Annotated in this window: 27 protein-coding genes and 1 riboswitch; of the genes, 5 read left to right on the top strand and 22 right to left on the bottom strand. The window is 66.7% G+C overall.

Annotation, left to right across the window (positions count from 1 at the left end):
- Nucleotides 1-66 precede the first annotated feature (66 nt).
- From otnI to AC07PT_RS03730, 10 genes are all read right to left on the bottom strand, one after another.
- The gene (otnI, locus tag AC07PT_RS03685) at nt 67-897 is read right to left on the bottom strand and encodes a 2-oxo-tetronate isomerase (protein WP_494655814.1); all 831 of its coding nucleotides are present in this window, start codon (nt 895-897) and stop codon (nt 67-69) included.
- 26 nt (nt 898-923) lie between these two features.
- Complete coding sequence (locus AC07PT_RS03690; RefSeq protein ID WP_494655815.1) at nt 924-1,610, bottom strand: class II aldolase/adducin family protein; 687 nt, start codon at nt 1,608-1,610, stop codon at nt 924-926.
- Nucleotides 1,611-1,624: 14 nt separating this feature from the next.
- Nucleotides 1,625-2,893, bottom strand: a complete 1,269-nt coding sequence (otnK, locus tag AC07PT_RS03695) for a 3-oxo-tetronate kinase (RefSeq protein ID WP_494655816.1) — start codon at nt 2,891-2,893, stop codon at nt 1,625-1,627.
- A 5-nt stretch (nt 2,894-2,898) separates the two neighbouring features.
- Nucleotides 2,899-3,912, bottom strand: coding sequence for a D-erythronate dehydrogenase (denD, locus tag AC07PT_RS03700; protein WP_494655817.1), 1,014 nt, complete (start codon nt 3,910-3,912; stop codon nt 2,899-2,901).
- 45 nt (nt 3,913-3,957) lie between these two features.
- Entirely contained in the window at nt 3,958-4,938 is a 981-nt protein-coding gene (gene ltnD / locus AC07PT_RS03705) for an L-threonate dehydrogenase (RefSeq protein ID WP_494655818.1), read from the bottom strand.
- Nucleotides 4,905-6,218, bottom strand: a complete 1,314-nt coding sequence (locus AC07PT_RS03710) for an MFS transporter (protein WP_494655819.1) — start codon at nt 6,216-6,218, stop codon at nt 4,905-4,907. Before AC07PT_RS03710 ends, ltnD begins: the two co-directional genes overlap by 34 nt.
- Before the next feature lie 130 nt (nt 6,219-6,348).
- Complete coding sequence (locus tag AC07PT_RS03715; RefSeq protein WP_492348557.1) at nt 6,349-7,125, bottom strand: FadR/GntR family transcriptional regulator; 777 nt, start codon at nt 7,123-7,125, stop codon at nt 6,349-6,351.
- 105 nt (nt 7,126-7,230) lie between these two features.
- Nucleotides 7,231-7,815, bottom strand: a complete 585-nt coding sequence (gene metW / locus AC07PT_RS03720) for a methionine biosynthesis protein MetW (RefSeq protein WP_494655820.1) — start codon at nt 7,813-7,815, stop codon at nt 7,231-7,233.
- Nucleotides 7,812-8,948, bottom strand: a complete 1,137-nt coding sequence (metX, locus tag AC07PT_RS03725) for a homoserine O-succinyltransferase MetX (protein ID WP_492348559.1) — start codon at nt 8,946-8,948, stop codon at nt 7,812-7,814. Before metX ends, metW begins: the two co-directional genes overlap by 4 nt.
- Nucleotides 8,949-9,120: 172 nt before the next feature.
- A complete protein-coding gene (locus tag AC07PT_RS03730) occupies nt 9,121-9,687 on the bottom strand; it encodes a TMEM165/GDT1 family protein (RefSeq protein WP_492348560.1) in 567 nt (188 codons plus the stop codon).
- 7 nt (nt 9,688-9,694) lie between these two features.
- Nucleotides 9,695-9,899: riboswitch (yybP-ykoY riboswitch) on the bottom strand.
- A gap of 190 nt (nt 9,900-10,089) precedes the next feature.
- On the opposite strand from AC07PT_RS03730, the gene AC07PT_RS03735 reads away from it, so the two are divergent.
- The gene (locus tag AC07PT_RS03735) at nt 10,090-11,292 is read left to right on the top strand and encodes an ammonium transporter (protein WP_494655821.1); all 1,203 of its coding nucleotides are present in this window, start codon (nt 10,090-10,092) and stop codon (nt 11,290-11,292) included.
- Between the two features lie 61 nt (nt 11,293-11,353).
- Here the strand turns inward: AC07PT_RS03735 and AC07PT_RS03740 are convergent, their stop codons facing one another.
- The 4 genes from AC07PT_RS03740 to AC07PT_RS03755 are packed head-to-tail and all read right to left on the bottom strand — an operon-like array spanning nt 11,354 to nt 13,835.
- Nucleotides 11,354-11,806, bottom strand: coding sequence for a DoxX family protein (locus tag AC07PT_RS03740; protein ID WP_492348562.1), 453 nt, complete (start codon nt 11,804-11,806; stop codon nt 11,354-11,356).
- Nucleotides 11,807-11,829: 23 nt separating this feature from the next.
- Nucleotides 11,830-12,618, bottom strand: a complete 789-nt coding sequence (locus tag AC07PT_RS03745; protein WP_494655822.1) for an HvfC/BufC family peptide modification chaperone — start codon at nt 12,616-12,618, stop codon at nt 11,830-11,832.
- The gene (locus AC07PT_RS03750; RefSeq protein WP_494655823.1) at nt 12,615-13,517 is read right to left on the bottom strand and encodes an MbnB/TglH/ChrH family RiPP precursor modification enzyme; all 903 of its coding nucleotides are present in this window, start codon (nt 13,515-13,517) and stop codon (nt 12,615-12,617) included. The genes AC07PT_RS03745 and AC07PT_RS03750 overlap by 4 nt, the downstream gene beginning before the upstream one ends.
- A 30-nt stretch (nt 13,518-13,547) precedes the next feature.
- Nucleotides 13,548-13,835, bottom strand: a complete 288-nt coding sequence (locus tag AC07PT_RS03755; RefSeq protein WP_494655824.1) for a BufA1 family periplasmic bufferin-type metallophore — start codon at nt 13,833-13,835, stop codon at nt 13,548-13,550.
- Between the two features lie 179 nt (nt 13,836-14,014).
- Here AC07PT_RS03755 and AC07PT_RS03760 point away from each other — a divergent pair, with 179 nt between their 5' ends.
- From AC07PT_RS03760 to rbp, 3 genes are all read left to right on the top strand, one after another.
- Nucleotides 14,015-14,581, top strand: coding sequence for a sigma-70 family RNA polymerase sigma factor (locus tag AC07PT_RS03760; RefSeq protein WP_492348566.1), 567 nt, complete (start codon nt 14,015-14,017; stop codon nt 14,579-14,581).
- A complete protein-coding gene (locus AC07PT_RS03765) occupies nt 14,578-14,808 on the top strand; it encodes a zf-HC2 domain-containing protein (protein WP_492348567.1) in 231 nt (76 codons plus the stop codon). The genes AC07PT_RS03760 and AC07PT_RS03765 overlap by 4 nt, the downstream gene beginning before the upstream one ends.
- A 236-nt stretch (nt 14,809-15,044) precedes the next feature.
- Nucleotides 15,045-15,536 (top strand): RNA-binding regulator, encoded by a 492-nt coding sequence (rbp, locus tag AC07PT_RS03770; protein ID WP_492348568.1) that lies wholly within the window; start codon nt 15,045-15,047, stop codon nt 15,534-15,536.
- A 134-nt stretch (nt 15,537-15,670) separates the two neighbouring features.
- Here the strand turns inward: rbp and AC07PT_RS03775 are convergent, their stop codons facing one another.
- From AC07PT_RS03775 to AC07PT_RS03790, 4 genes are all read right to left on the bottom strand, one after another.
- On the bottom strand, nt 15,671-16,462 hold the full coding sequence (locus tag AC07PT_RS03775) for an SDR family oxidoreductase (protein WP_492348569.1): 792 nt from the start codon (nt 16,460-16,462) through the stop codon (nt 15,671-15,673).
- A 7-nt stretch (nt 16,463-16,469) separates the two neighbouring features.
- Nucleotides 16,470-17,132 carry an LPS export ABC transporter periplasmic protein LptC gene (gene lptC, locus AC07PT_RS03780; protein WP_492348570.1) on the bottom strand — a complete coding sequence of 221 codons (663 nt, stop codon included), beginning with the start codon at nt 17,130-17,132 and terminating at the stop codon, nt 16,470-16,472.
- The gene (locus AC07PT_RS03785) at nt 17,129-17,683 is read right to left on the bottom strand and encodes a KdsC family phosphatase (protein ID WP_492348641.1); all 555 of its coding nucleotides are present in this window, start codon (nt 17,681-17,683) and stop codon (nt 17,129-17,131) included. Before AC07PT_RS03785 ends, lptC begins: the two co-directional genes overlap by 4 nt.
- A 68-nt stretch (nt 17,684-17,751) precedes the next feature.
- Nucleotides 17,752-18,729, bottom strand: a complete 978-nt coding sequence (locus AC07PT_RS03790) for a KpsF/GutQ family sugar-phosphate isomerase (protein WP_492348571.1) — start codon at nt 18,727-18,729, stop codon at nt 17,752-17,754.
- Nucleotides 18,730-18,788: 59 nt separating this feature from the next.
- Between AC07PT_RS03790 and AC07PT_RS03795 the strand changes: the two genes are divergently transcribed.
- Nucleotides 18,789-20,774 (top strand): monovalent cation:proton antiporter family protein, encoded by a 1,986-nt coding sequence (locus AC07PT_RS03795; protein ID WP_492348572.1) that lies wholly within the window; start codon nt 18,789-18,791, stop codon nt 20,772-20,774.
- 39 nt (nt 20,775-20,813) lie between these two features.
- Here the strand turns inward: AC07PT_RS03795 and nosR are convergent, their stop codons facing one another.
- Genes nosR through AC07PT_RS03815 form a run of 4 tightly spaced genes read right to left on the bottom strand, consistent with a single transcriptional unit; the run spans nt 20,814 to nt 24,152 of the window.
- Nucleotides 20,814-22,121, bottom strand: a complete 1,308-nt coding sequence (nosR, locus tag AC07PT_RS03800; RefSeq protein WP_494655825.1) for a response regulator c-di-GMP phosphodiesterase, NosR family — start codon at nt 22,119-22,121, stop codon at nt 20,814-20,816.
- An 8-nt stretch (nt 22,122-22,129) separates the two neighbouring features.
- Nucleotides 22,130-23,077 carry an ATP-binding protein gene (locus AC07PT_RS03805; RefSeq protein WP_492348574.1) on the bottom strand — a complete coding sequence of 316 codons (948 nt, stop codon included), beginning with the start codon at nt 23,075-23,077 and terminating at the stop codon, nt 22,130-22,132.
- Nucleotides 23,074-23,949 (bottom strand): HDOD domain-containing protein, encoded by an 876-nt coding sequence (locus AC07PT_RS03810; RefSeq protein WP_494655826.1) that lies wholly within the window; start codon nt 23,947-23,949, stop codon nt 23,074-23,076. The genes AC07PT_RS03805 and AC07PT_RS03810 overlap by 4 nt, the downstream gene beginning before the upstream one ends.
- A complete protein-coding gene (locus AC07PT_RS03815; protein WP_492348576.1) occupies nt 23,946-24,152 on the bottom strand; it encodes a hypothetical protein in 207 nt (68 codons plus the stop codon). The genes AC07PT_RS03810 and AC07PT_RS03815 overlap by 4 nt, the downstream gene beginning before the upstream one ends.
- Between the last annotated feature and the right edge of the window lie 4 nt (nt 24,153-24,156).

Consider the following 24,156-nt stretch of genomic DNA (forward strand, 5'->3'; position numbering starts at 1 on the left):
AGGGAATCCCGTAGCAATTCACAGATCGGGCGATCACAATGATCAGATCGCCCACCTGCCACGGGTTCAGGCCGTGGCGCGGCGCAACCAGCCCAGGCCCTCGGAGGTACCGCCCGGGGTGGCGCCGCGGGCCGGGCGGTATTCGCAGCCCACCCAGCCCTGGTAGCCCAGCTCGTCAATGACGCTGAACAGGTAGTCGAAGTTGAGTTCGCCCAGATCGGGTTCGTGGCGTTGCGGCACGCCCGCGATCTGCAGGTGGCCGACGCGGCCGGTGGGCAGGTACTGGCGCAGCTTCATGGCCACGTCGCCTTCGACGATCTGCAGGTGGTACAGGTCCATCTGCACCTTGAGGTTGGGTGCGCCCACCTCGGCGATCACGGCGTGGGCATCGTCCTGGCGGCTGAGGAAGAAGCCGGGCATGTCGCGCTGGTTGATGGGCTCGATCAGCACGTCGCGGCCCTCGCGCGCGGCTTCGGCCGCGGCCCAGCGCAGGTTGGCGACGTAGGTGGCCTGGTGCAGGGCACGGTCGGCGCCGGCAGGCAACATGCCGGCCATCAGGTGGATGCGCGGGCAGTCGAGCACGCGGGCGTACTGCAGCGCCAATGCGATGCCGGCGCGGAACTCGGCCTCGCGGCCCGGCAGCGAGGCCGTGCCACGGTCGCCAGCCACCTCCCAGGCCTGGGCGATGCTGGCCGCATCGGTGCCGCCGGGCGGGGCGTTGAACAAGGCCTGCGTGAGGCCATGGGCCTTCAGCTGGGCCAGGATGTCTTCGGCGGCAAAGGCGTAGGGGAACAGGTACTCGACCGCCTTGAAGCCGTCACGGGCGGCGGCGCCGAAGCGCTCCAGAAAGGGCAGCTCGGGGTAGAGCATCGACAGGTTGGCGGCAAAGCGGGGCATGGGCGGGATCTCCGGACAGGAACAAGTTACCAACGCGCACCGAATGTGGTGCGCAATTCATCAATCTGCGAGGCACTCAGGGGGCCCGGGCGGCCGGCACTGAGCAGCCACAGTCGGGCGGTCTCCTCCAGCTCTTCGAGCGTGGCCATGGCGGCCTCGGGGCTGTCGTGCCACACATTGGGGCCCAGGCGCTCCAGCATCACGGCGCGGATGGGCGCACCCTGCTCACCTTGACGGACGATGGCCTGGGCCACGGCCTGGGCCGCCTCGGGGGCACCGGGTCGGTGGTACGGAATCAGGGGCACGTGGCCGACCTTCATCACGAAGTAGGGCGTGAGGGCCGGCAACAGCTCCAGGCCTGTGAAAGGCGCCACGGCGGGCAGGCCAGGCTGCAGGCTCAGGGCCACGCAATGGGTGCTGTGGGTGTGGATGACGCAGCGGGTGCCCGGGTCGAATCGGGTGGCGGCGTCATAGATCTGCCGGTGCAGCACGAGGGTTTTGCTGCCCCGGTCGCCCGACAACTGCTGGCCCTGGGCGTCGAGTCGGGCCAGGCGGGCCGGGTCGAGCGTGCCCAGGCTGGCGTCGGTGGGGGTGATGAGGTAGCCGTCGTCCAGCCGCACGCTGATGTTGCCGGCGGTGGCATGCACGTAGCCACGCTCGAACAGGCTGCGGCCGACGCGGCAGATGGCCTCGCGGGCCTGGTTCTCGTTCATGGGCGGGCTCCGGTTCAGAGCAGGGCGAAGGCCTTGCTGAAGAAATCAAGCGAGCCGAAGTTGCCCGACTTGAGCGTGAGGTGCAGCCCCCCCTCGCCAGCCACCGGCGAAGCGGCATGGCACCAGGGCACGCCCGGGTCGATCTGCGGGCCGATCTGCATCTGGGCGATCTCGAGCGCCTGCACGCAGGCGCCCGAGGTCTCGCCCCCGGCCACCACCAACTGGCGCACGCCCAGGGCCACCAAGCCACGGGCGATGGCGGCCACGGCGTGCTCGACCATGGCGCCGGCCTCGGCCACGCCCAGTTGGCCCTGCACGGCCTTGACGGCAGCGGGCTCGGCGGTGGAGTACACCAGCACCGGGCCGCTGGCCAGCAGGGGGGCGGCCCAGGCCAGGGCCTGGCCGACCACGTCTTCACCGGCGGCCAACTGAATCGGGTCGAGGGCCAGCGCAGGGCGGCCGCTGGCGATGAAATGCGCCACCTGCTGGTTGGTGGCCACCGAGCAGCTGCCCGAGACCACGGCCTGCAGGCCTTGCGCGGCCGGCAGGGCCGCAGCCTGCGGCGAAGGGGCCAAGCCGAAGTTGTGCGGCAGGGCAATCGCCACGCCGGAACCTGCCGTGAGCAGGGGCAGATCGGCCAGGGCCGGGCCCATGCGCAGCAGGTCGTCGTTGGAGATGGCATCGACCACGGCCACGCCCACGCCTTCGGCGCGCAGGGCAGCGATGCGCTCACGCACGGCCTCTGCACCCCGGGCCACCACGGCATAGTCGATCAGGCCGACCCGGCGTTGGGTCTGGGCCTGCATGACGCGCACCAGGTTGGCGTCGGTCATGGGGGTGAGCGGGTGGTTCTGCATGCCGCTCTCGTTGAGCAGGCCGTCACCGGCAAACAGGTAGCCCTTGAACACCGTGCGCTTGTTGTCGGGGAAGGCCGGGGTGGCGATGGTGAAATCGGTGCCCAGCGCATCCATCAGGGCCTCGGTGACGGGGCCGATGTTGCCCTCAGGGGTGCTGTCGAAGGTGGAGCAGTACTTGAAATAGATCTGGCGCGCGCCCTGGGCCTGCAGCCATTGCAGCGCGGCCAGCGATTGGGCCACGGCCTCGGACGGGGCGATGGTGCGTGACTTGAGGGCCACGACCACGGCGTCCACCTCGGCGGCCAGGGGCCCGGTGGGCACGCCGATGGTCTGCACCACGCGCATGCCGGCGCGCACCAGGTTGTTGGCCAGGTCGGTGGCGCCGGTGAAGTCGTCGGCGATGCAGCCGAGGGCGATCTTGTTCATGGGGTTCAGGCCTTCAGGGGCAAGGTCACGGCGCCAGGGTTTTCGCGCACGTAGTCTCGGATGATGGTTTCGAAATCGGCGTCGGGCAGCAGGCCCAGGGCCTGGGCCCGGCGCGCCGCGATGCGGCTGGGCCAGCTGGTGACGATGGCGGCTACGCGCGCGTCGGGCAGCCAGTCGATCAGGGCGGTGGCGGCCGGGCCGGCCACGCGCTCCAGGGCCTGGGCCATCTCACCCACGGTGGTGGTGATGGCCGGCAGGTTGAGGGCCACACGGGGGCCCCACTCGGCATCGCTGGCCTGGGCCGCGCGCAGCAGCCCGGCGATGGTGCGCCCGGGCGACGACAAGGCCACCGGGGTGTCGGGCGACACCGGGCAGTTGGCGCGCTGACCGGCCAGGGGCTCGCGGATCATGCCGCTCAGGAAGCTGGAGGCCGCACCATTGGGGCGGCCAGGGCGCACGCTGACGGTCATCAGACGCACGTTGCGGGCACGGATGAAGCCCTTGCGACCAAAGTCGGCCACCAGTTGCTCGCCAACAAACTTCTGCACGCCATAGCTGCCTTGGGGTGTGGGCAGGGTGAGGTCTTCGATGACCTCGGGCAGGGGCAGCTCGGGCGAGCTGCCGAACACCGCCACCGAGCTGGAGAACACCAGCGTGGGCACGGTCTTCAAGGCACGGCAGGCCTGCAGCAGGCCGAGGGTCGCGTCAAGGTTGCTGCGCAAGCCCAGATCCATGTCGGCCTCGCACTCGCCACTGACGGCCGCGGCCAGGTGGTAGACCAGCGCGGTGTCGGCCGCGGGCAGCAGGCCGGCGGCCAGTTGCTCGTTGAGGTCGCCACCCAGGTAGGCAATGCGCGGGTCGACGGCCAGGTCGGCCGGCGGCGGCATGCGGTCGGCCAGGGTGATGCGGGTGATCGCGGCCGCGGGGGCGCCCGCCAGGCTGAACGGGCCGGCAGCCAGCAGGGTGCGGGCCAGGCGGGCGCCGAGGAAGCCGCAGCCGCCGGTGATGAGGATGTGCATGAGGGGTACTCCGAAGCAAGCAGGGGGTGAAGGCTCAGCCGATTGTCATTCGGCGCCCGGCAACTGGATGCCCGGGAAAATCTTGATGACCGCACTGTCGTCCTCACGACCGTAACCCGCGGTAGAGGCCTGCATGAACATCTGGTGCGCGGTGCTGGACAGAGGCAGCGGGAATTTGCTGGCGCGCGCGGTGTCGAGCACCAGGCCCAGGTCCTTGACGAAGATGTCGACCGCCGACAAGGGGGTGTAGTCGGCCGCCAGCACATGCGCCATGCGGTTTTCGAACATCCAGCTGTTGCCGGCGCTGTTCGTGATCACCTCGTACAAGGCCTTGGCCTCGACGCCTTCGCGCAGGCCCAGGGCCATGGCCTCGGCGGCGGCGGCGATGTGCACGCCGGCCAGCAGCTGGTTGATGATCTTGACCTTGCTGCCGGCGCCGGCGCGCTCGCCCAGGCGGTAGACCTTGGCGGCCATGGCATCGAGCAGGGGGCCAACCTTGTCGTAGACGGCCGGCCGGCCGGCGGTCATCATGGTCATCTGAGCACTGGCGGCCTTGGCGGCACCGCCCGAAATGGGCGCATCGAGGTAGCCCAGGCCCAGGGCCTCCAGCCGGCCTTCCAGGGCGGCCGACCAGTTGGGGTCGACGGTGGAGCACATCACGAACACGGCGCCGGGCGACATGGCGGCGGCGCAGCCGCCTTGTCCGTCAGCGCCGAACAGCACGGCCTCGGTCTGGGCCGCGTTGACCACCACCGAGACCACCACGTCGGCCCCTTGCGCCGCCTCGGCCGGCGAGGCGCAGGCCCGGCCACCCTGGGCTGCAAAGGCGTCGGCCACCTCGCGGCGCACGTCAAACACCTGCAAGTCGTGGCCGGCACGGCGCAATGATGCGGCCATGCCGCTGCCCATGGCGCCCAGGCCGATGAATCCGATGGTGCTCATGTGAAGGTTCCTTTTTGACTTGTCTGGAAGGGGTGAAAAGAGGGGCTGGCTCAGCGGTTGACCAACTGCCTGGGTGTGAGCCACACCAGCACGGCGCCCACCACCAGTGAGGCTGCCAGCACGTACATGCCGATGGCGGTGCTGCCGGTCAGGTCTTTCAGATAGCCGATCAGGTAGGGGCTGGCAAAGCCGGCCAGGTTGCCGACCGAATTGATGGCGGCGATGCCGGCAGCGGCAGCCGTGCCCGATAAAAAGGCCGTGGGCAAGGACCAGAACAAGGGGGCGCAGGTCAGCACGCCAGCCGCGGCCAACGACAGGAAGACCAGCGAGACCACGGTGTTGTCGGCAAACGAGGCCGCCACGGCAAAGCCCACCGCGCCCATCAGGGCCGGGATGATCAGGTGCCAGCGGCGTTCGCGCAGGCGGTCGGCGCTGCGGCCGAACAGGTTCATGGCCACGATGGCGCACAGGAAAGGGATGGCGCTGAGCAGGCCGATGTTGAAGTTGCCTTTGACGCCGGTGGCCTTGACCAGGGTGGGCAGCCAGAAGGTGAGGGCGTACTGGCCCATCACGAAGGCGAAGTAGATGGCAGCCATCCACCAGATGCGGGCGTCGGTGAAGACGGCGGCCACGGTGTGCGGGCCCTTGCTGCCATGGGCCTGATCGAGGTCGATCTCATGCTGGATCAGGCGCTTTTGCTCTGGGCTGAGCCATTGGGCCTCGGCCACGTTGTTGTCCAGGTAGGCCAGCACGGCCAGGCCGATCACCAGGGCGGGCACGGCCTCGATGACAAACATCCACTGCCAGCCACTGAGGGCGGCCGTCTGGTGGAAGGACTCCATGATCCAGCCCGACAGCGGGTTGCCGAAGATGCCAGCCACGGGAATCGCCGACATGAACACGGCCACGATCTTGGCGCGGCGGTGCGCCGGGTACCACAGCGTGAGGTACAGGATCACGCCAGGGTAGAAGCCCGCCTCGGCCAGGCCGAGCAAAAAGCGCAGCACATAGAACTGGGTGGGGGTCTTGACGAACAGGAAGGCCGCCGAAAGCAGGCCCCAGGTGATCATGATGCGGGCAATCCAGATGCGCGCACCCACCTTGCTCATGAGGATGTTGCTGGGCACCTCGAACAGAAAGTAGCCCAGAAAGAAGATGCCGGCGCCCAGGCCGAACACGGTTTCGCTGAAGCCCAGGTCCTGTGCCATCTGGAGCTTGGCAAAGCCCACGTTGACGCGGTCCAGGTAGGCCACGACATAGCACAGCATCAGAAAGGGCACCAGGCGCCAGAACACTTTGGCGTAAGTCTGGCGTTCGAGATCGGGCGGCACAGCGTGGGCGCCAGCCAGGGTTTGGGCGGTCATGAGGGTTGTCTTCCGTGGTTGGAACGCCGGGCTGCAGCGGGCAGGATCACCCCTCGGCGTTATTCATATGGTTATCATACAAATTTAAGCGAGGCTCGAAGACAAGGGTTTTCCCTGGGACGTCAGGCCCTCAGGCCGGCGGTGTCAGCGCCTTGATCAAGGGCTGGGCCAGGGCCTCGCCCTGCTGTTGCCAGAAGGCGGGGTCGGCCTGCTCGATGCGGCGGATGGCGTTGTCCATGTGGCCTGCCGCGGCGGCGCGGGCGGCCTGGGGGTCGCCGGCCTCGATGGCACGCCAGATGCGCTGATGCTCCTCGGCCACCTCGCGGACAAAGTCGGCGCGGCGGGCCTCATTGGCCCGGGTGACCTGGGTGGCCCCCCGCAGGAACTGGCTCAGGTATTCCAGCGTCCCGATCAGAAAAGGGTTGCGCGCGGCATCGGCGATGGCGCGGTGAAACAGCACGTCTTCATTGACGCCATCGCCCCCGGATTGGACCGCGGCATCCAGGGCCTCGATGGCCTGGCGCACGCGCAGCACATCGCCCGGGGTGCGGCGTTCGGCGGCCAGGCCGGCCACCTCGGCCTCGAGGGCCCGGCGCACTTCGGCCATCTGAACCACCGCGCTCTTGGAGACGGCATGGCGTGCATCAAAGTTGAGGGGTTGAAAGGACTTTTCGCGCACATAAACGCCGCTGCCCTGACGCGAATCGACCAGGCCCAGTGATTTGAGGCGCGACACGGCCTCGCGCACCACGGTGCGGCTGACCGCGAACTGAGCCACCAGCACGGCCTCGGTGGGCAGCTTGGCCCCCACCACCAGCCGCCCGGCCCGGATCTCGGCCGCCAGTGCCTCGGCCACCTGGTCGGACAGGCGAGCGCCGGGGGTGATGGTCTGGAACTGGGGGGTCATGGGCAGGGCGCGTTGGCGCGCAGGGAAGAAAATTGATCGTACAACTTTAGCCCAGGCCTGAGGCCTTGCGGGCTGCGGTTTACCCGGCCAGAAAACGGCCTCGCATCAGGCCCGCACGAACTTGAAAACAGCGGTTCCGGCCCGCGCATTGGGCAGCCAGCGCACTTCGCGCCCTTGCTGCAGGCCGAAGCCGTCGACGATGCGCAGCGCGTTCTTGTGCGCCAGGTCGATGAAGTCGGCAAAGGTGCCGACGCGGATGTTGGGCGTGTCGTACCACTGGTAGGGCAGGCGCTTGGTGACGGGCATGCGCCCGCGCAGCACGCTCAGGCGGTTGGGCCAGTGTGCAAAGTTGGGGAAGGCCACGATGCCGGTCTTGCCCACGCGGGCGGTCTCGCGCAGCATCACCTCGGCGTTGCGCAGGTGTTGCAGGGTGTCGATCTGCAGCACCACATCGAATGAGGCGTCGTCGAACATCGACAGACCTTCGTCGAGGTTGAGCTGGATCACATTGACACCGCGCTTGACGCAGGCCAGCACGTTGGCGTCGTCGATCTCGATGCCATAGCCGGTGCAGCCGCGCTCGCGCTGCAGCACATCGAGCAGGGCGCCGTCCCCGCAGCCCAGATCAAGCACGCGGGCGCCGCGGGGCACCAGGGCGGCAATGCTTTGGAGGTTGTGGGCGTCGCTCATGCCGGCACCTTGTGGTTGAAATAGGCGCGCACCACATCCAGGTAGCGCGGGTCTTCGAGCAAAAAGGCATCGTGGCCGTGCGGCGCATCGATCTCGGCATAGCTGACGTCGCGGCGGTTGTCGAGCAGGCCCTTGACGATCTCGCGGCTGCGCTGGGGCGAAAAACGCCAGTCGGTGGTGAAGCTGACCAGCAGAAAGCGGCATTGCGCCTGGGCCAGGGCCGCGCTGAGGCTGCCGCCATGGGCGCGGGCCGGGTCGAAATAGTCGAGCGCCCGGGTGATCAGCAAGTAGGTGTTGGCGTCAAAGTATTCGCTGAACTTGTCACCCTGGTAGCGCAGGTAGCTTTCAATCTGGAACTCGACATCCTGGGTCGAATATCGGTAACCGGTGGCGCTGTCGACCACGGCCTCGCGCAGCTGGCGACCGAACTTCTCGTTCATGACGTCGTCGCTCAGGTAGGTGATGTGACCGATCATGCGGGCGATGCGCAAGCCACGCTTGGGCACCACGTTGTGCTCGTAAAAGTGACCGCCATGGAAATCGGGGTCGGTGACGATGGCGCGGCGCGCCACCTCGTTGAAGGCGATGTTCTCGGCGTTCAGGTTGGGCGCGCTGGCCACCACCACGGCATGGCGCATGCGCTCGGGGTATTGCAGGGTCCAACTGAGGGCCTGCATGCCGCCCAGACTGCCGCCCATGACCGCCGCCAGTTGCTGAATGCCCAGGGCATCGAGCAGCCGCGCCTGGGCATTGACCCAGTCTTCCACCGTGACCACGGGGAAATCAGCGCCGTAGACGCGGCCGGTGTCGGGGTGGATGTGCATGGGCCCGGTGCTGCCAAAGCACGAACCCAGGTTGTTGACGCCGATCACGAAGTAGCGGTTGGTGTCCACCGGCTTGCCGGGGCCGATCATGTTGTCCCACCAGCCCTCGGACTTGGGCTGGCCTTCGTACACCCCCGCCACGTGGTGCGAGGCATTGAGGGCGTGGCAGATCAGCACGGCATTGGAGCGCTCGGCATTGAGCGTGCCGTAGGTCTCGTAGGCGAGGGTGTAATCCCGTATCGAGGCACCGCTTTGCAGAGGCAGCGGCGCCTCGAAGGTCATGAACTGAGGTGTGGCTAGAAAACTCATGGCAACAAAAAACCCGGTTCGCCAAAAACGAGACCGGGTTGAGCCTATCTGTCTTTAGCTGAATTTCGAAACACGGTGGTTTCGGCGCCCGCAAGCTGGAATCAAATCGGCGCCCTGTGAACAGGTGCCCGAAGTATAGCAAGGACCCTTGCCCGGCAGCGCCCCCCCGACATCAAGCCGGGGCGAACAGGGCGAGCAGCCCCAGCACAGCAAAGATCAGCGCCGACACCAGGTGCACCACCCGGAGCGGCACCCGCCGCGTGAGGCGGTCGCCCAGCCAGACCACCGGGGCGTTGGCCAGCATCATGCCCAGGGTGGTACCGGCCACCACCGCGGCCCAGGCCTGGTATTGCGCGGCCAACATCACCGTGGCGATCTGGGTCTTGTCCCCCATCTCGGCCAGAAAGAAGGCCACCACGGTGGTGCCGAAAATGCCCAGGCGGGGCGAGGCACCACCGGTGTCGTCATCGTCGAGCTTGTCAGGGATCAGCATCCACACCGCCATGGCAATGAACGAGGCACCCAGGATCCAGCGCAGCCATTGGGGCCCGAGCACGGTGGTGACCCAGGTGCCGACGGCGCCAGCCAGGCCATGGTTGACCACGGTGGCCACGAGGATGCCCAGCACGATCGGCCAGGGCTTGCGGAAACGGGCGGCGAGGACCAGCGACAGCAACTGCGTCTTGTCGCCCATTTCAGCGAGGGCGACGATGCCGGTGGAGACAAGAAAGGCTTCCATGGGGAAAAAGAACTCCGGCCGGACAAAACCCATGACTGCGCTGCACCCCCCGGCCAAAAACGGGGGCTGCGCAGTCAAAGGTCTCGCCAGGTCCGCAAACCGTTTGCGCCATGGGCACTCACCTGGATGGCGGCGCACAAGTCTGTTGACGCAAACCCCTCTCGCAGGCCTTTGATGGCCCGGAAGGGAGGCTACTCCCCCTTGAACAGGGCGCCAGTGTACCCAATCCGCAAGGCCCGCTGCGGGGTGTGGCGATGCACCGAATCGGGATGACCCTGTCTGGTGCGCACCATCATCAGGCAATCATCACCGTTATGGCGCATTTATTGCTTTCTCCTGGTGCGCATTCGCATGCAAAGCATCGAATGCACCATTTCAGTTCATTTTCTCCACGAGGACACTATGGAAGCACTAAAACAGGGCGCTGACGCCTTGTTCATTCTGCTGGGCGCCGTGATGGTTCTGGCCATGCACGCCGGCTTTGCCTTTCTTGAGCTGGGCACGGTCCGGCAGAAAAACCAGGTCAATGCCCTGGTGAAGATCCTGGTGGATTTCTCGATTTCGACCGTGGTGTATTTCGGGGTGGGCTATGGCGTGGCCTACGGCACCCATTTCTTTGTGGGCGCCGAGGAACTGGCCGCGAAGAACGGCTATGAGCTGGTGAAGTTCTTTTTCCTGCTGACCTTTGCCGCCGCCATTCCGGCCATCATCTCGGGCGGCATTGCCGAGCGGGCCCGCTTCTGGCCTCAGCTGATCGCCACCGCCGTGATCGTGGGCTTCATCTACCCCTTCTTTGAAGGCATCGCCTGGAACCAGCACTTTGGCGTGCAGGCCTGGATCAAGACCCTGACGGGCGAGGAGTTCCACGATTTCGCCGGCTCGGTGGTGGTGCATGCCGTGGGCGGCTGGATCGCCCTGCCGGCGGTGGTTCTGCTGGGCTCGCGCGCCAACCGCTACCGCAAGGACGGCGCGATCTCGGCCCACCCGCCCTCGAACATCCCGTTTCTGGCGCTGGGCGCCTGGATTCTGGTGGTGGGGTGGTTCGGCTTCAACGTGATGAGCGCGCAGACCCTGGACAAGATCTCGGGCCTGGTGGCCGTGAACTCGCTGATGGCCATGGTAGGTGGCACCTTGGCCGCCCTGGTGATGGGCAGAAACGACCCGGGCTTTGTCCACAACGGCCCGCTGGCTGGCCTGGTGGCGGTGTGCGCCGGCTCGGACCTGATGCACCCACTTGGGGCATTGGTGGTGGGCGCCGTGGCCGGCACGATCTTCGTGCTGATGTTCACCCTGACCCAAAACAAATGGAAGATCGATGACGTGCTGGGCGTGTGGCCACTGCATGGCCTGTGCGGCACTTGGGGCGGCGTGGCCGCCGGCCTGTTCGGCAGCAAGGCATTCGGTGGCCTGGGCGGCGTGAGCCTGAACGCCCAGTTGATCGGCACCGCCATGGGGGTGATGTGGGCCGCGGTGGGCGGCCTGGTGGTTTATGGACTGCTCAAGGTCACGCTGGGGCTGCGCCTGTCGCAGGAAGAGGAGTTCGAGGGCGCCGACCTGTCGATCCACAAGATCCGCTCCACCCCGGACCGCGAAGTCAGCTGGTAATGGGCCGAACGCCGGGTGGTCCGAGCCAGAGCGCGCCCCCGGGGCGCGTTTTGGGGGGTGCTCAGCGTTGAAACCAGCGTGCCAGGAGCCCATCGAGGGTCCAGCGGCCGGTGCCGAAGATGGCCAGCGCCGCCAGCAGGCTGGCCCAGAACACATGGCCTTGCAGCGCCTCGGACGAAATCTCGGACAGGGACAGCACGGCCACGGCGTTCACCACCAGCAAGCCCAGCGCCGGAATGCGCCCACCCAAACCCAGAACCAGCAACACCGGCAACCCCACCTCGCCCAGGGTGCCCATCACCGCCGCCCAGGCCGGTGGCAGCAAGGGCACGTGGTACTCGTCCTGGAACAGGGCCAGGGTGATCTCCCAATCACGCAGCTTGGTCAGACCGGATAGAAAAAACACCCGCGCCACATAGAGACGTGCCAACAGGGCCGCCAGGGGCTGCAGGGCATCCAGCCCGCGCACCAGCAAGGCATAGGGCTTCAGGATCAGGGGGCAGGTCGGGGTCATGACAATCTCCTAGGAATCGTTGTTCAGTGGGGGTGGGCGTCGCCCACGGCCAGCACCAGGCCTTGGGTGACGGCCTCTTGCAGCCAGGCCCCCAGGTCCATGCCCGGCGGTTGCAACTCCAGCCAGTGCAGGGCCGCGCCCAGGCTGGGCTGGGTGTGCAGCGCCTGCAGCCAGGCGGCTTCGGTGGCGTCGATCAGGCGCACGCGGGGTCGCCAGCCCTGGCGCCAGAAAACGGCCAGCTCACGCTCACCGGCCTGCAGACGGTGACCGGCGGCCTGCAACGCCTGGGCCGATGGCTCACAGCCCCCCTCAACACCGCCGTGTGCCAGCAGGACGGAGATCACCGCAGACTCGAAAGCCAGCACCTGCGTGCCTGCGGGCATCTCCAGGCGCAGTTGATCGGGGTCTTCCTGCACCAGGCGCGCCAGCGTGGTGGGCTGGGGCAGCGGGTCGGGTGCGGTGACCAGTTGGTGCAACACCCACTCGGCCCGTGCCAACTCAGGCAACCAGGCCGGCAGCTCGTGCTCGGGGCCCAGGTGGCCCAGCCAGGCGGGTAGATCTGCGCCCCAATGGGCCAGATCGCCGAGCACGGGCGGGCAATCCAGCCAATGGTCGCGGGCCAGGGCGGCCAGGGTGGCTTCGCCTACACATTGGCGCAGCACGGGGTAGGCGGCGGCCAGGGCGCGCTCGGCCACGGCCCGCGCGTTGCGCTGGTAGGCGGGCAGACCGGCTTCACCCGCAGGTGGCGCCGCCGTCGGCGACCACAGCGCGGCCAGCAAGGCCGACTGCTGCTCGAGCAGGGTCTGGCTCATGGGGCACACTCCGCCAAGGCGTCGGCAGCCAGCCGGGCCTGATCCATCAGCACGGCCCAGGGCGGCAGATCGGTGTCCCATTCAACCAGGGTGGGGCGCGGGCCCCAGCGCGACACGGCATGCCGGTAAAGCGCCCAGACGGGCTCGCTGATGAGGCTGCCATGGTCGTCGATCAACCATTCACCGGTGTCGGCGTGGCCGGCCAGGTGAATTTCGGCCACGCACTCGGCGGGCACCGCATCCAGCCAGGCCCGCGAGACATCGAGCAAAGCCTCCACCGGCTCGGGCACCTGGGCGCCGTGCTGGCGACGCCAGGCATTGCGGGCATTGACGTGCAGGTTGTTCACATCGACCAACAGCCCGCAGCCGGTTCGGCGGGCCAGTTCAACGAGGAACTGCACCTCGGAAAAATCATGGTCGGCCCAACTCAGGTAGGCCGACAGGTTCTCGACCGCCAGCGGGCGGCGCAGCCGGTCCTGCACCTGCTGCACATGGCTGGCCATCAGCTTGAGGGCTTCGGTGGTCCAGGGCACGGGCAGCAGGTCGGCGGCGTGCACCGCCTGGCCCCGCAGCAAACCACGCGAAAAGCTGGCATGGTCACTCACGCGCACCGGATCGACCCGCGCCACCAACTCGGCCAGTTGGTCCAGGTGCCAGGGATCCAGCCCAACGGCCGAGCCCAGCGACAGGCCCACCCCATGCAGGCTGATGGCGTGCTGCTCGCGGGCCTGCATCAACACCCCGAGGGCGGCGCCCCCGGTGCCGAAGAAGTTCTCGGAGTGCACCTCCAGAAAGCCCGGGGCGGGCGCGCCTTGCAGCAGCTCGGCATAGTGGGGCTGGCGCCAGCCCAGCCCCACCCAGGGCATGGGCGAACGCAGGGCTTGCGAGGGCTCGGACATGGATAGCTCCTGCTCAGGCAACACTCAACCTCAGCCCTTCTTGCCGGCAGCCATCTTGGCTTCGTCGGCGGTCAGACCGGACATCTGCTTGCACGTGCCCTTGGCCACGTACTTCCAGTCGGCCTTGGACATGTCCTCCTTGGCCTGGCCGGCACACGAATGGCTGCCACTGAGGTTGGCACAGTCGTTCTGGCCCGCCTTGGCAATGCCGAAGCACTTTTCCTTGGCCGTGTCTTGCGCCAGCACGGGGCTGGAGGCCAGCAGGGCCGAGGACAACAAAGAAGCGGCAGCGGCGGCAAACAAAGCACGTTGGTTCATGGAAATCTCCTGGTGTGACGTTGAAAAAATTGACTTGCAACCGGGGCCCGGTCGGGCCATTCAGATCACCGGTTGAGGGTGAGTCGGCCTGGCTCGGTCATTCTTACAAGCTTGGTGAAATATTTTTTTGCAATACTTTCCAGACAACGCAATCGGCGCCCTTTCAATACACTTGACCCATGAGTTTTGAACATCAGTTGGCCGCACACCGGCCCTACCTGCTCAAATTTGCGCGACTGCAATTGCGCAATGAGACCTGGGCTGAGGACGCGGTTTCAGAGACGGTCCTCGCCGCCCTGAACCGACCGCAGGCTTTTCAGCAGCAGTCGCAATTGAAGACCTGGCTGGTGGGCATCCTGAAACACAAGGTGGTCGATCAGATGCGTCAGCGCGCCCGCGAGGTGGTGCTGGATATCAATGACGACGAGGGCGACGAACTGGAAGCCCTGAGCTTCACCGCCAATGGCCACTTTGCCCAAACACCGATGGACTGGGGCAATCCCGAACAGCAATTGCAATCCCGCCAATTCATCGAGGTGCTTGAAACCTGCTCCGAACGCCTGCCTGCCGCCATGGGGCGGGTATTTCTGATGCGCGAATGGCTGGAACTCTCGTGCGAAGAAATCTGCCTGGAACTCAAGCTCAGCCCCAACCACCTGTATGTGCAATTGCACCGGGCCCGCTTGCGATTGCGCGAATGCCTTGAAATCAATTGGTTCGGCCTGCCCCGGGGGGCCAAGCCATGATCTTGAGGCGCAACTGCAAAGAAGTGGCCGCCTTGCTGCTGGCCCGCGAAGACCGCCGACTGGGCCTGGAGGAAAAGCTGGCACTGCGCCTGCACCTGGCCGCCTGCGAAGCCTGCCCTTTGTTTGCCAAGCAGGTGCTGACGATGCGCAGCGCCTTCACCCAGTGGCGCCACCAGGCGGACGCGGGCGAAGGCGATGCCCCACACCCGCCAGACGACCCACCCTGATGCAGAAATGACACGTCGCCTGCGGTGCTGATATTGGAATGGAATTGAATTTGTTTTTTCGATTCATTTCCAGCAAAAAAACAAAAAACACTTGCATTTTTCAATACACCATGGTTTTAATACAGAAGCATGGCTTCGATTCCATGCAAGCTTGCGGTGATCGGTCAGGTTCGCGTCCGAAGTGTGCGTTTTCGGGACTCCATCGCTTTGTTAATGTGTTTTTGAGGAGTCCCTTGATGGGCAACAAACTGTACGTCGGCAACCTGCCTTACTCGGTGCGCGACAACGACCTGGAACAGGCTTTTGGCCAATTTGGTGCTGTGACCAGCGCCAAGGTCATGATGGAGCGTGACACCGGCCGCTCGAAGGGTTTCGGCTTTGTGGAAATGGCGAGCGACGCCGAAGCACAATCCGCCATCAACGGCATGAACGGTCAATCCCTCGGTGGCCGCAGCGTGGTGGTCAACGAAGCCCGCCCGATGGAGCCCCGTCCCCCGCGTAGCGGTGGCGGCTTCGGCGGCGGCGGCGGTGGTGGTGGCGGCTACGGTGGTGGCGGCCGCAGCGGCGGCGGTGGTGGCGGCTTCGGCGGCGGCCGCAGCGGTGGTGGTGGCGGCGAAGGCGGCTTCCGCAGCCCCTACGGCGCTGGCCCGCGTGGTGGCAACGGCGGTGGCCGTGGCGGCTACGGCGGTGGTGGCGGCGGCGGCTACGGCGGCGGCAACAGCTACTGATCGGTTTTGAACCGCATGCACCTGGGCGTTCAACCAGGCAAGCAAAAGGCTCCTCAGGGAGCCTTTTTCATTGGGGGCGCCCAATACCGGGCCTCAGCAGCCCCAGAAATACCCTTGCATTGAACGGTTTACGCTCAGCCTTGCGATGGCTGCCGGTGCTTGCGAGGGCGCCCGGCCAGCAGGCGATCAAACCAGGCATTGGGCAGAATGCGCAGCAACGCGGCCACCCATCCCATCTGCCACGGAATGACGCGGTAGCGCACGCCCCCGATGATGGCTCGGTAGGCGCGCTCGGCAAACGCCTCGGGGGTCATGAGAAACGGCATGCCATAGCGGTTCTGGCGGGTCAGCGGGGTGTCGACATAGCCGGGGCAAATCGTGACCACCTTGACGCCAAACGGGCGCATCTCGCCACGCAGGCTCTCGCAGTAACTGATCACGCCGGCCTTGCTGGCGCAATACCCACCATGGCCAGGCAGACCACGGATGCCCGCCACGCTGCCCACCCCGACCAGGATGCCCTTGCGGCGCTGGACCATGCCTGCCACAAAGGGGTGGAAGGTGGCGGCCAGACCGATGTTGTTGGTGGCAAAAATGCGGGCCAGCACCGCCAGATCCTCGCGCTCCGCGGTGTCCACCCCCACACTGATGCCGGCATTGGCCACCACCACATCGGGCAGGCCCTGTTGCTGCAAGCAGGCCTGGCCCGCCGCCACGATCTCGTCGGTGACCGACACATCGGCGGCGTAGAGCGCATAGGCATCTGAGGGCAGCCCTTGTTGCTCGGCCCAGGCCTGCATCTCGGCATGGCGCCGCGCTACCAGGGCCAGGCGCCAGCCGGCTTGGTGAAAACGCAAGGCCAAGGCCTGTCCGATGCCACTGGAGGCACCGGTGATGAACACCAGGGGTCGCTGTTGCGGGCTCATGCGGGTCTCAGCGCCGGGGTTTGACCGCCACACCGGGCACCAGCGTACCGTGCACATGACCGCGCAGTTCAAGGGTACGGGCCAGGTTGTCGAAGTCCATGGCATCTCCTGTGAAGCGATCGTCGCCACGGATCAGCACCACCGGCAGGTGGCTGCGCACTTTCTCGGTGTCGGTGAAGGCGTGCAGGAATTCGCTGCGGAACTCCATGCGCGGGGCCACCCGCCCGCCAGGGTCGGTGAAAGGCTCGCGCACCACCACGGCATTGCCGAACAACTGCACCTCGGTGCTGTCGCTGTTGCTCAGGGCGCGCTTGGCGGTGGCCACGGTGACCTGCCCCTCGGCGCTGTACGAGCGCAGATGGACCTGATCAATTTCCAGGGTATCGGTATCAGGGTAATGGCGGGCCTCGGTGCCACGCACCTCGCTTTTCAGGCGGCCCTGCGGATCAAAGGTTTTGACGGCAAAGTCGCGCATGAAATAGTCAGGCTCGTGACGCGGCGCCTGCTGGGGGCCAGCCGGGGCAAACACCGGGGTGGTGCGCACCAGCCAGTAGGTGCCCAGGGCCAGCACGCCCATGAGGATCACCGGCAGGTAGATGGACAGGTGATCGAGCAGCAGGCGCACCAAGCCCAGGGCCGGCTTGCGCCGAGGCAGGGTGGCGCTGCTCATGAGGCGGCATCCTGCAGCAGGCCTGCGTAGCGGCCGCTGGCCACCAACAACAGGTCGCAGAACTCACGCCCAGCCCCTTCGCCACCGCGCAGCCGGGTGACATACCGGGCACAGGCCAGGGCTTCGGGATGGGCATTGGCCGGCGCGGCGGCCAAGGCGCAGCGGCGCAACACAGGCAGGTCGGGCCAGTCGTCACCGATGGCGGCAGCTTGCGACCAATCCAAGCCCAGGGCCTGCAGGGTCTGCTCGGCGGCCGGCCGCTTGTCTTCTGTGCCGTAGTGCACATGGGTGATGCCCAGGGCCTGCAGGCGCCGGCGCAGCGGCTGTGAATCGCGGCCAGTGATGACCACCGGGGTGATGCCGGCCCGCGGCAGCAGCTTCAGGCCATGGCCGTCGAGGGTGCTGAAGCGCTTGAGCGTCTCGCCCGCCTCGCTGAAGTACAGGCCGCCATCGGTGAGCACGCCGTCGACATCGAAAAAAGCCACCTTGATCCCCTGGGCGGCCAGCAGCAGCTCGGGATCGAAACGCAGGGCGGGGCTCAGGGGCGCCAGGGTGGCCAAAGAGGCGGGGGAGGATGCGGGGGCAGAAGCGCGGACAGAGGGGTTCACGGCAGGCTTTCTCAGATGACCTTGGCGCGCATCAGGTCGCCAATGTGCACGATGCCCACCAGGACATCACCGGGTTCGCAGACCAGCACGCTGGTGATGCTGTGCTGCTCCATCAGGCTGGCCGCATCCACGGCCAGGGCATCGCTGCGGATGCGGCGCGGGCGGGGGTGCATGACCTCGCGGGCCACAACCCCACGCAGATCAACGCCCTGTTCGATGAGGCGGCGCAGATCACCATCGGTGAAGATGCCCACGACAGCACCGGCCTCGTCGACCACGGCCGAGGCCCCCAGGCCCTTGCCGCTCATCTCACGCATCAAGGCCAGGAATGGGGCATCGGGTCGGACGCGGGGCACGGCATCGCCGCGGCGCATGACGTCACTCACATGGGTGAGCAGTCTGCGGCCCAGAGCCCCGCCGGGATGAGAACGTGCAAAGTCTTCCGCGCCAAAGCCCCGGGCTTCCAGCAAGGCCACAGCCAGGGCATCGCCCAGGGCCATCTGGGCGGTGGTGCTCGCGGTGGGCGCCAGGTTGAGGGGGCAGGCTTCGGTTTCAACACCGCTGTCGATCACCAGATCGGCATGCCGCGCCAGCGAAGACTGGGCGCCACCGGTCATGCCGATCAGCAAGGCGCCCAGGCGCTTGACCACAGGCAGGATGGCATCCAGTTCGGCCGACTCGCCGCTGTTGGAAATGGCCAGCACCACATCGGCCGCCGTGATCATGCCCAGGTCGCCGTGGCTGGCCTCGGCCGGGTGCACAAACAGGGCCGGGGTGCCGGTGGAGGCCAGGGTGGCGGCTATCTTGCGGCCCACGTGGCCGCTCTTGCCCATGCCGGTGACCACCACGCGCCCCTGCGTGGCCAGGATGCGCCGGACCACCTCCACAAAAGCGGCTCCGGTGCGGGCCTTGAGGCCTTGGACTGCAGCGGCCTCGATGTCGAAGGTTTGCAAGGCGCGGCTCAGCACCTGTTGGGGATCAAATGTCATGACGGCGATTTTATCGACCGCACCATGCCCGCAGCGTCTGTGGGCTAGTATCGAACGCTATGACTTCACTGGAACTCACGCTGCTTTACCTGCTGGCCGCCGTGCTGGGCGTGGTCGGCTGCCGCAGCTTGAAGCTGCCGCCGATGCTGGGCTACCTGATCGCGGGGGTTCTGATCGGGCCCCACGCGCTGGCCCTGGCCCAGAACTCGGAAGGGGTGCGCCACCTGGGCGAGTTCGGAGTGGTGTTCCTGATGTTCGCGATCGGGCTGGAATTCAGCCTGCCCAAGCTGCGCGCCATGCGCCGCCATGTGTTCGGCCTGGGCCTGCTGCAGGTGTTGCTGACCCTCGGCCTGGGCACCCTGGGCTCGCTGTTTCTGGCAGCGCTGGCGCCGACGCTGTGGAAAATGGGCTGGCAGACCGCCCTGGCCTTGTCCGGGGCCATGGCCATGAGCAGCACGGCCATCGTGGTCAAGCTGATGGCCGAACGCCTGGAGCTGGAGAGCGAGCACGGCAAGCGCGTGATGGGTGTGCTGTTGTTCCAGGACTTGGCCGTGGTGCCCTTGCTGGTGCTGATCCCGGCCCTGAGCAGCCCGCCCAACCAGCTGCTGGCCGAGCTGGGGGTGGCCATGCTGAAGGCCGGTGCCCTGGTGGCCCTGCTGCTGGTGGGGGGCCAGCGCGTGATGCGTTGGTGGCTCACCCTGGTGGCGCGGCGCAAAAGCGATGAGCTGTTCATGCTCAACCTGCTGCTGATCACCCTGGGTCTGGCTTGGCTCACCGAAACTGCCGGGCTGAGCCTGGCACTGGGCGCCTTCATTGCCGGCATGCTGGTGTCCGAGACCGAATACAAGCACCAGGTGGAGATCGACATCCGGCCCTTTCACGACGTGCTGTTGGGGCTGTTCTTCATCACCATCGGCATGATGCTGGATTGGCACATCGTGCTCGAACGCTGGGGGCTGGTGCTGGTGCTGCTGTTGCTGCCGGTGCTGCTCAAGCTCACGCTGGTGGCGGTGCTGGCCCGCACCCTGGGCGCCACGGCCGGGGTGTCGCTGCGCACCGGCCTGTACCTGGCGCAGGCCGGCGAGTTCGGATTCGTGCTGCTGTCGCTGGCCCTGGAGCACAAGCTGCTGTCGCCCGATCTGACCAACCCGATCCTGGCAGCCATGGTGCTGTCGATGCTGGCCACGCCCTTCCTGATCATGTACAGCAACCGGATCGTGATGAAGCTGGTGGCCAGCGAGTGGCTGCAACAGTCGCTGCAGATGACCACCATCGCCCGCAAGTCGATCAACACCAGCAAGCACGTGATCATCTGCGGTTACGGGCGGTGCGGCCAGAACCTGGCGCGCATGCTGGAGCGTGAAGGCATTCCCTACATGGCCCTTGACCTTGACCCCGACCGGGTGCGCAAGGCGGCTGCGGCCGGTGACTCGGTGGTGTTCGGAGATGCAGCGCGGCTGCAGGCCCTGATGGCCGCCGGCCTGGCCCGGGCCAGCGCGGTGGTGGTGACCTACCTGGAGGTGCCCAGCGCCCTCAAGGTGCTGGCCAATGCCCGCTCTCACGCGGCGCATGTGCCGGTGATCGTGCGCACCCAGGACGACCATGATCTGGAAAAGCTGCAGGCTGCCGGGGCCACCGAGGTGGTACCCGAGGCGATCGAGGGCTCGCTGATGCTGGCCAGCCACGCATTGGCCCTGGTGGGGGTGCCCATGCGCCGGGTGATCCGCGTGGTGCAGGATCAGCGCGATGCGCGCTACAACCTGCTACGGGGCTACTTCCACGGCGCCGATGACGACACCGGGCTGGAGCGTGACCAGGAACGACTGCATACCGTGACCCTGCCTGAGGCGACCCGCCAGGCCGGTCGCCAGCTGGGCCAACTGGCCTTGCTGGCCATGGGGGTTCGGGTGCTCAGCCTGCGCCGGCACGGGGGTCAACTGGCGCCGATAGCGGACGACACGCCCCTGCTGCCGGGCGACACGCTGGTGCTGTCGGGCCGCCCCGAGCCCCTGGCCCTGGCCGAAGAAAAGCTGTTGCGGGGCTGAAAACGCATTCACGCATTGACGTGTTGAGGCGCAACAGCCTCAGGCCGCCTCGCGCACCATCAGATCGAGCGGCCGGCCCTCGGATTGTTCATAGCGACGGATGCGGTCGACCAGGCCTTGGGTCAGCTTCTGGCCCGCCGCAAGCAAGACCACCCCTTCGGGGGTGGTCAGGTCCTTGCCCAGCACCATGCCCGGCGCCAGGCCATCGGTCGCGATGGCCTGAAGCTTGGTCGTGCGCGGTGTTTCGACCTGCGTGACTTGCAGGATCACGTCGACCACCTCGGGGTCGAACTGGACACCCCGGGCCCGCTGCATCAGGGTCTGCGCCTCCGTCTGCTTGAGCTGGGCGCCGGTCAGGTGCCCGTGCAGGAAGTCGTCCCAGGTGTCGGCCACGGCCAGGATGCGGCTGCCCAAGGGGATGGCACTGCCTGCGATCTTGTCAGGGTAGCCCTTGCCGTCAAATCGTTCGTGGTGTGAGCGGATCAGGCCGGCCACGGCCTGCATGTCGTCCAGCGCCATCAGGGACTGCGCCCCCAGCACCGCATGCCGCTGGTAGAGCTGCATCTCGTCCGCGGTGTAACGGCCCACGGGCTTGGCCAGCAGCGCGTCGGGCACGGCCATGAAGCCGATGTCATGCAGCAGGCCCGCCACAAAGATGTCCTGAACCTGGTCGCTGGGCACTTCCATGGCCACCGCGATGCGCCGCGCCAGATCGGCCACCCGCTTGCCATGCCCGCCGAGCTGGCCACTGCGCATTTCCAGCAGACCCGCAAACACGCGAATGGTGGTGAGGTAGTTTTTCTTGAGTCGGTCGTTGGCCTGGCCCAGCTCGGCCGTGCGTTCAGCCACCCGCTGCTCCAGGCCGGTGTTGAGCACCTGGAGTTCTTCGTTCTGCACCTGGGTGAGTTGCTGCAGGCGATCACGCTCGCGTCGAAGCACCTGGCGTTCGGCCGCCTGGCGCACGGTCAGGCGCAGCTCGGTCTCGTCCCAGGGCTTGTGGATGTAGCGGTAGATCTGGCCCTCGTTGATGGCCAGGATGGTGGCGTCCATGTCGGCATAGCCCGTCAGCAACACGCGCGCGGTGCCGGGCCAGCGCGCGCGCACCTCGGCCAGCAGGCGGGCGCCGTCCATGACCGGCATGCGCATGTCGCTGACCACCACATCCACCGGCTCGGTTTCGAGCAGTGCCAGCGCCTCGGCGCCACTGTTGGCGGTCAGGATGCGGCAGCCCTCGACGCGCAGCACCCGGCGCAGGGCCGACAGGATGCTGGGCTCATCGTCCACGCACAGCACGCTCCAGGACGACAACAGGGCGCTGTCCGGCTGGGCGACAGGGGTTTCTTCCATGGTGGTCCTCAGGCTGGCTGCGCCTGGCGCACCGGCAGGGTGATGCGAAAACAGGTGCCTTGCCCCAGGTGGGAGCTGACCTCCATGCGTCCGGCATGCTTCTGAATGATGCCGTAGGACAGCGAAAGCCCCAGGCCCGTGCCCTGCCCCACCGGCTTGGTGGTGAAGAAGGGGTCGAAGATGCGCGACAGGTTCTCGGGGGCGATGCCACAGCCGTTGTCGGCCACCTCGACCCACACCTCGGCCCCCTCCAGCCCCGTGCGCAGCGTGATCGTGCCGCGCTCGGCGGTGATGGAATGGGCCGCATTGACCAGCAGGTTCATGAACACCTGGTTGATCTCCGAGGGCAGGCACTGCACCTCGGGCAGGTCGCCGAACTCACGCACCACGTCGGCCTTGTACTTGATCTCGTTGTTGACGATGTTGAGCGTGGAGTTGAGGCCGTTGTGCAGATTGGCCCACTCCCACTCCTGGCGCGCATCGACGCGAGAGAAATCCTTCAGGTCCTGCACGATCTTGCGCACACGCTGGATGCCGTCGCGCGACTCGTTCATCAGGCTGGGGATGTCGTCCTTGAGGTATTCAATTTCAAGTTCTTCGTACAGGGCACGCAGCCTGGCAGCCACCGGGCTGCTGCCCAGCTCGCTTTCAGCCTGCTCATAGGCCGACAGCATCCGGAACAGGTCCTGCAAGTACTTTTCGAGGGTGCCGAAGTTGGAGAAGATGAAGCCGATGGGGTTGTTGATCTCGTGCGCCACGCCCGCGGCCAGTTGTCCGATGGAGGCCAGCTTCTCGGACTGGATCAGCTTGCTGCGGGCATCCGACAACTTACTGTTGAGTTCCTTGAGTTCCTCATTGGCCTTGAGCAGCTCATTGACCATCGCATGGACCTGCTCCATGGACATCTGGTCCAGCAGGACATCGGGCAGGCCGTTTTCGGGGGATGCGGGGGTCATGCCGGACTCTCCTGGGTGGGGCGCAGGATCGCCCGCAGTTGTTCGAACTCCTGCTCGATGCGGGGCAGCAGGCGCGGCAGGTGCTGGCGCACGGGGGCCATCCGGCCCCAGGCCCCCGACTGCAGCGGGGGCACAGCCTCATGGGCCACGCCAGCCAGGTCCAGGGCATGGACCAGCGCGTTGGCACCATGCACCAGGTCCGTGAGGTTGAGCTGCACACTGTCAGGGGGGCTGTGGTGCCCCGCAATGGCGGCCACCACCTCAGGCGCAAAATGCCAGTGCTGGGCGAGCCAGGCCCCCACCTCGGCATGCGACACCCCCAGCAAGGCCTGCTCGGCTTGCAGATGCGGGGCATCGTGTTCGACCGCCCACGCCAGGGCCTGAGCCATCTCGATCGGGTAGAGGCTGTCCAGGACCAGCAGACCGACATCGTGCAGCAAGCCGGCGGTGAAGGCCGAGGCTTCGTCCAGGCCTTGCGCTTCGGCCAGGGCACGTGCCGCCACGGCACTGGCGATGGAGTGGGACCAGAACTCATCCAGGTGCAGGGCCTTGCCATGCATCTGGTCGAACTGCACGGTCAGCACGGCCGCCAGCACCAGGGTGCTCAGCGGGCGCAAACCCAGGATGTTGATGCCGTTGCGGATCGAGGTGATGCGGCCGGACATGCCGTAAAACGGGGAATTGGCCAGTTGCAGCACCTTGGCCGCCAAGGCCTGATCCAGCGACAGGGTTTCGGCAATCGGATCCAGGTTGACGTCCTGCTGCTGCAGCAAGGACATGAGCTGAAGCACCGCCGCCGGCAGCGATGGCAAGGCGCGCACCTGCTCGATGCACTGCGCCCGATCCAGCGGCAGAACGTTGGGCAGATTCATTCGTGGACTCCGCGGTGGTCGGCCAGGATCTGGCGCAAGGGGTGCGCCTGGCAGCGGCGAAACAGGTAGGCCAGCCGGGCACCTGGAGAGGACGGGGACTCCGGCAGGCCGGCGGTGTCAAGCAGCACCGCCGGGCTGGCTGGCAGCAAGGCTGGCGGAGGCAGGGCCGCTTCGTCAAGCGGGATCAGGGTCTCTGCGGGCATGGGT

The organism is Curvibacter sp. GW821-FHT09D12 (genome assembly GCF_059416245.1).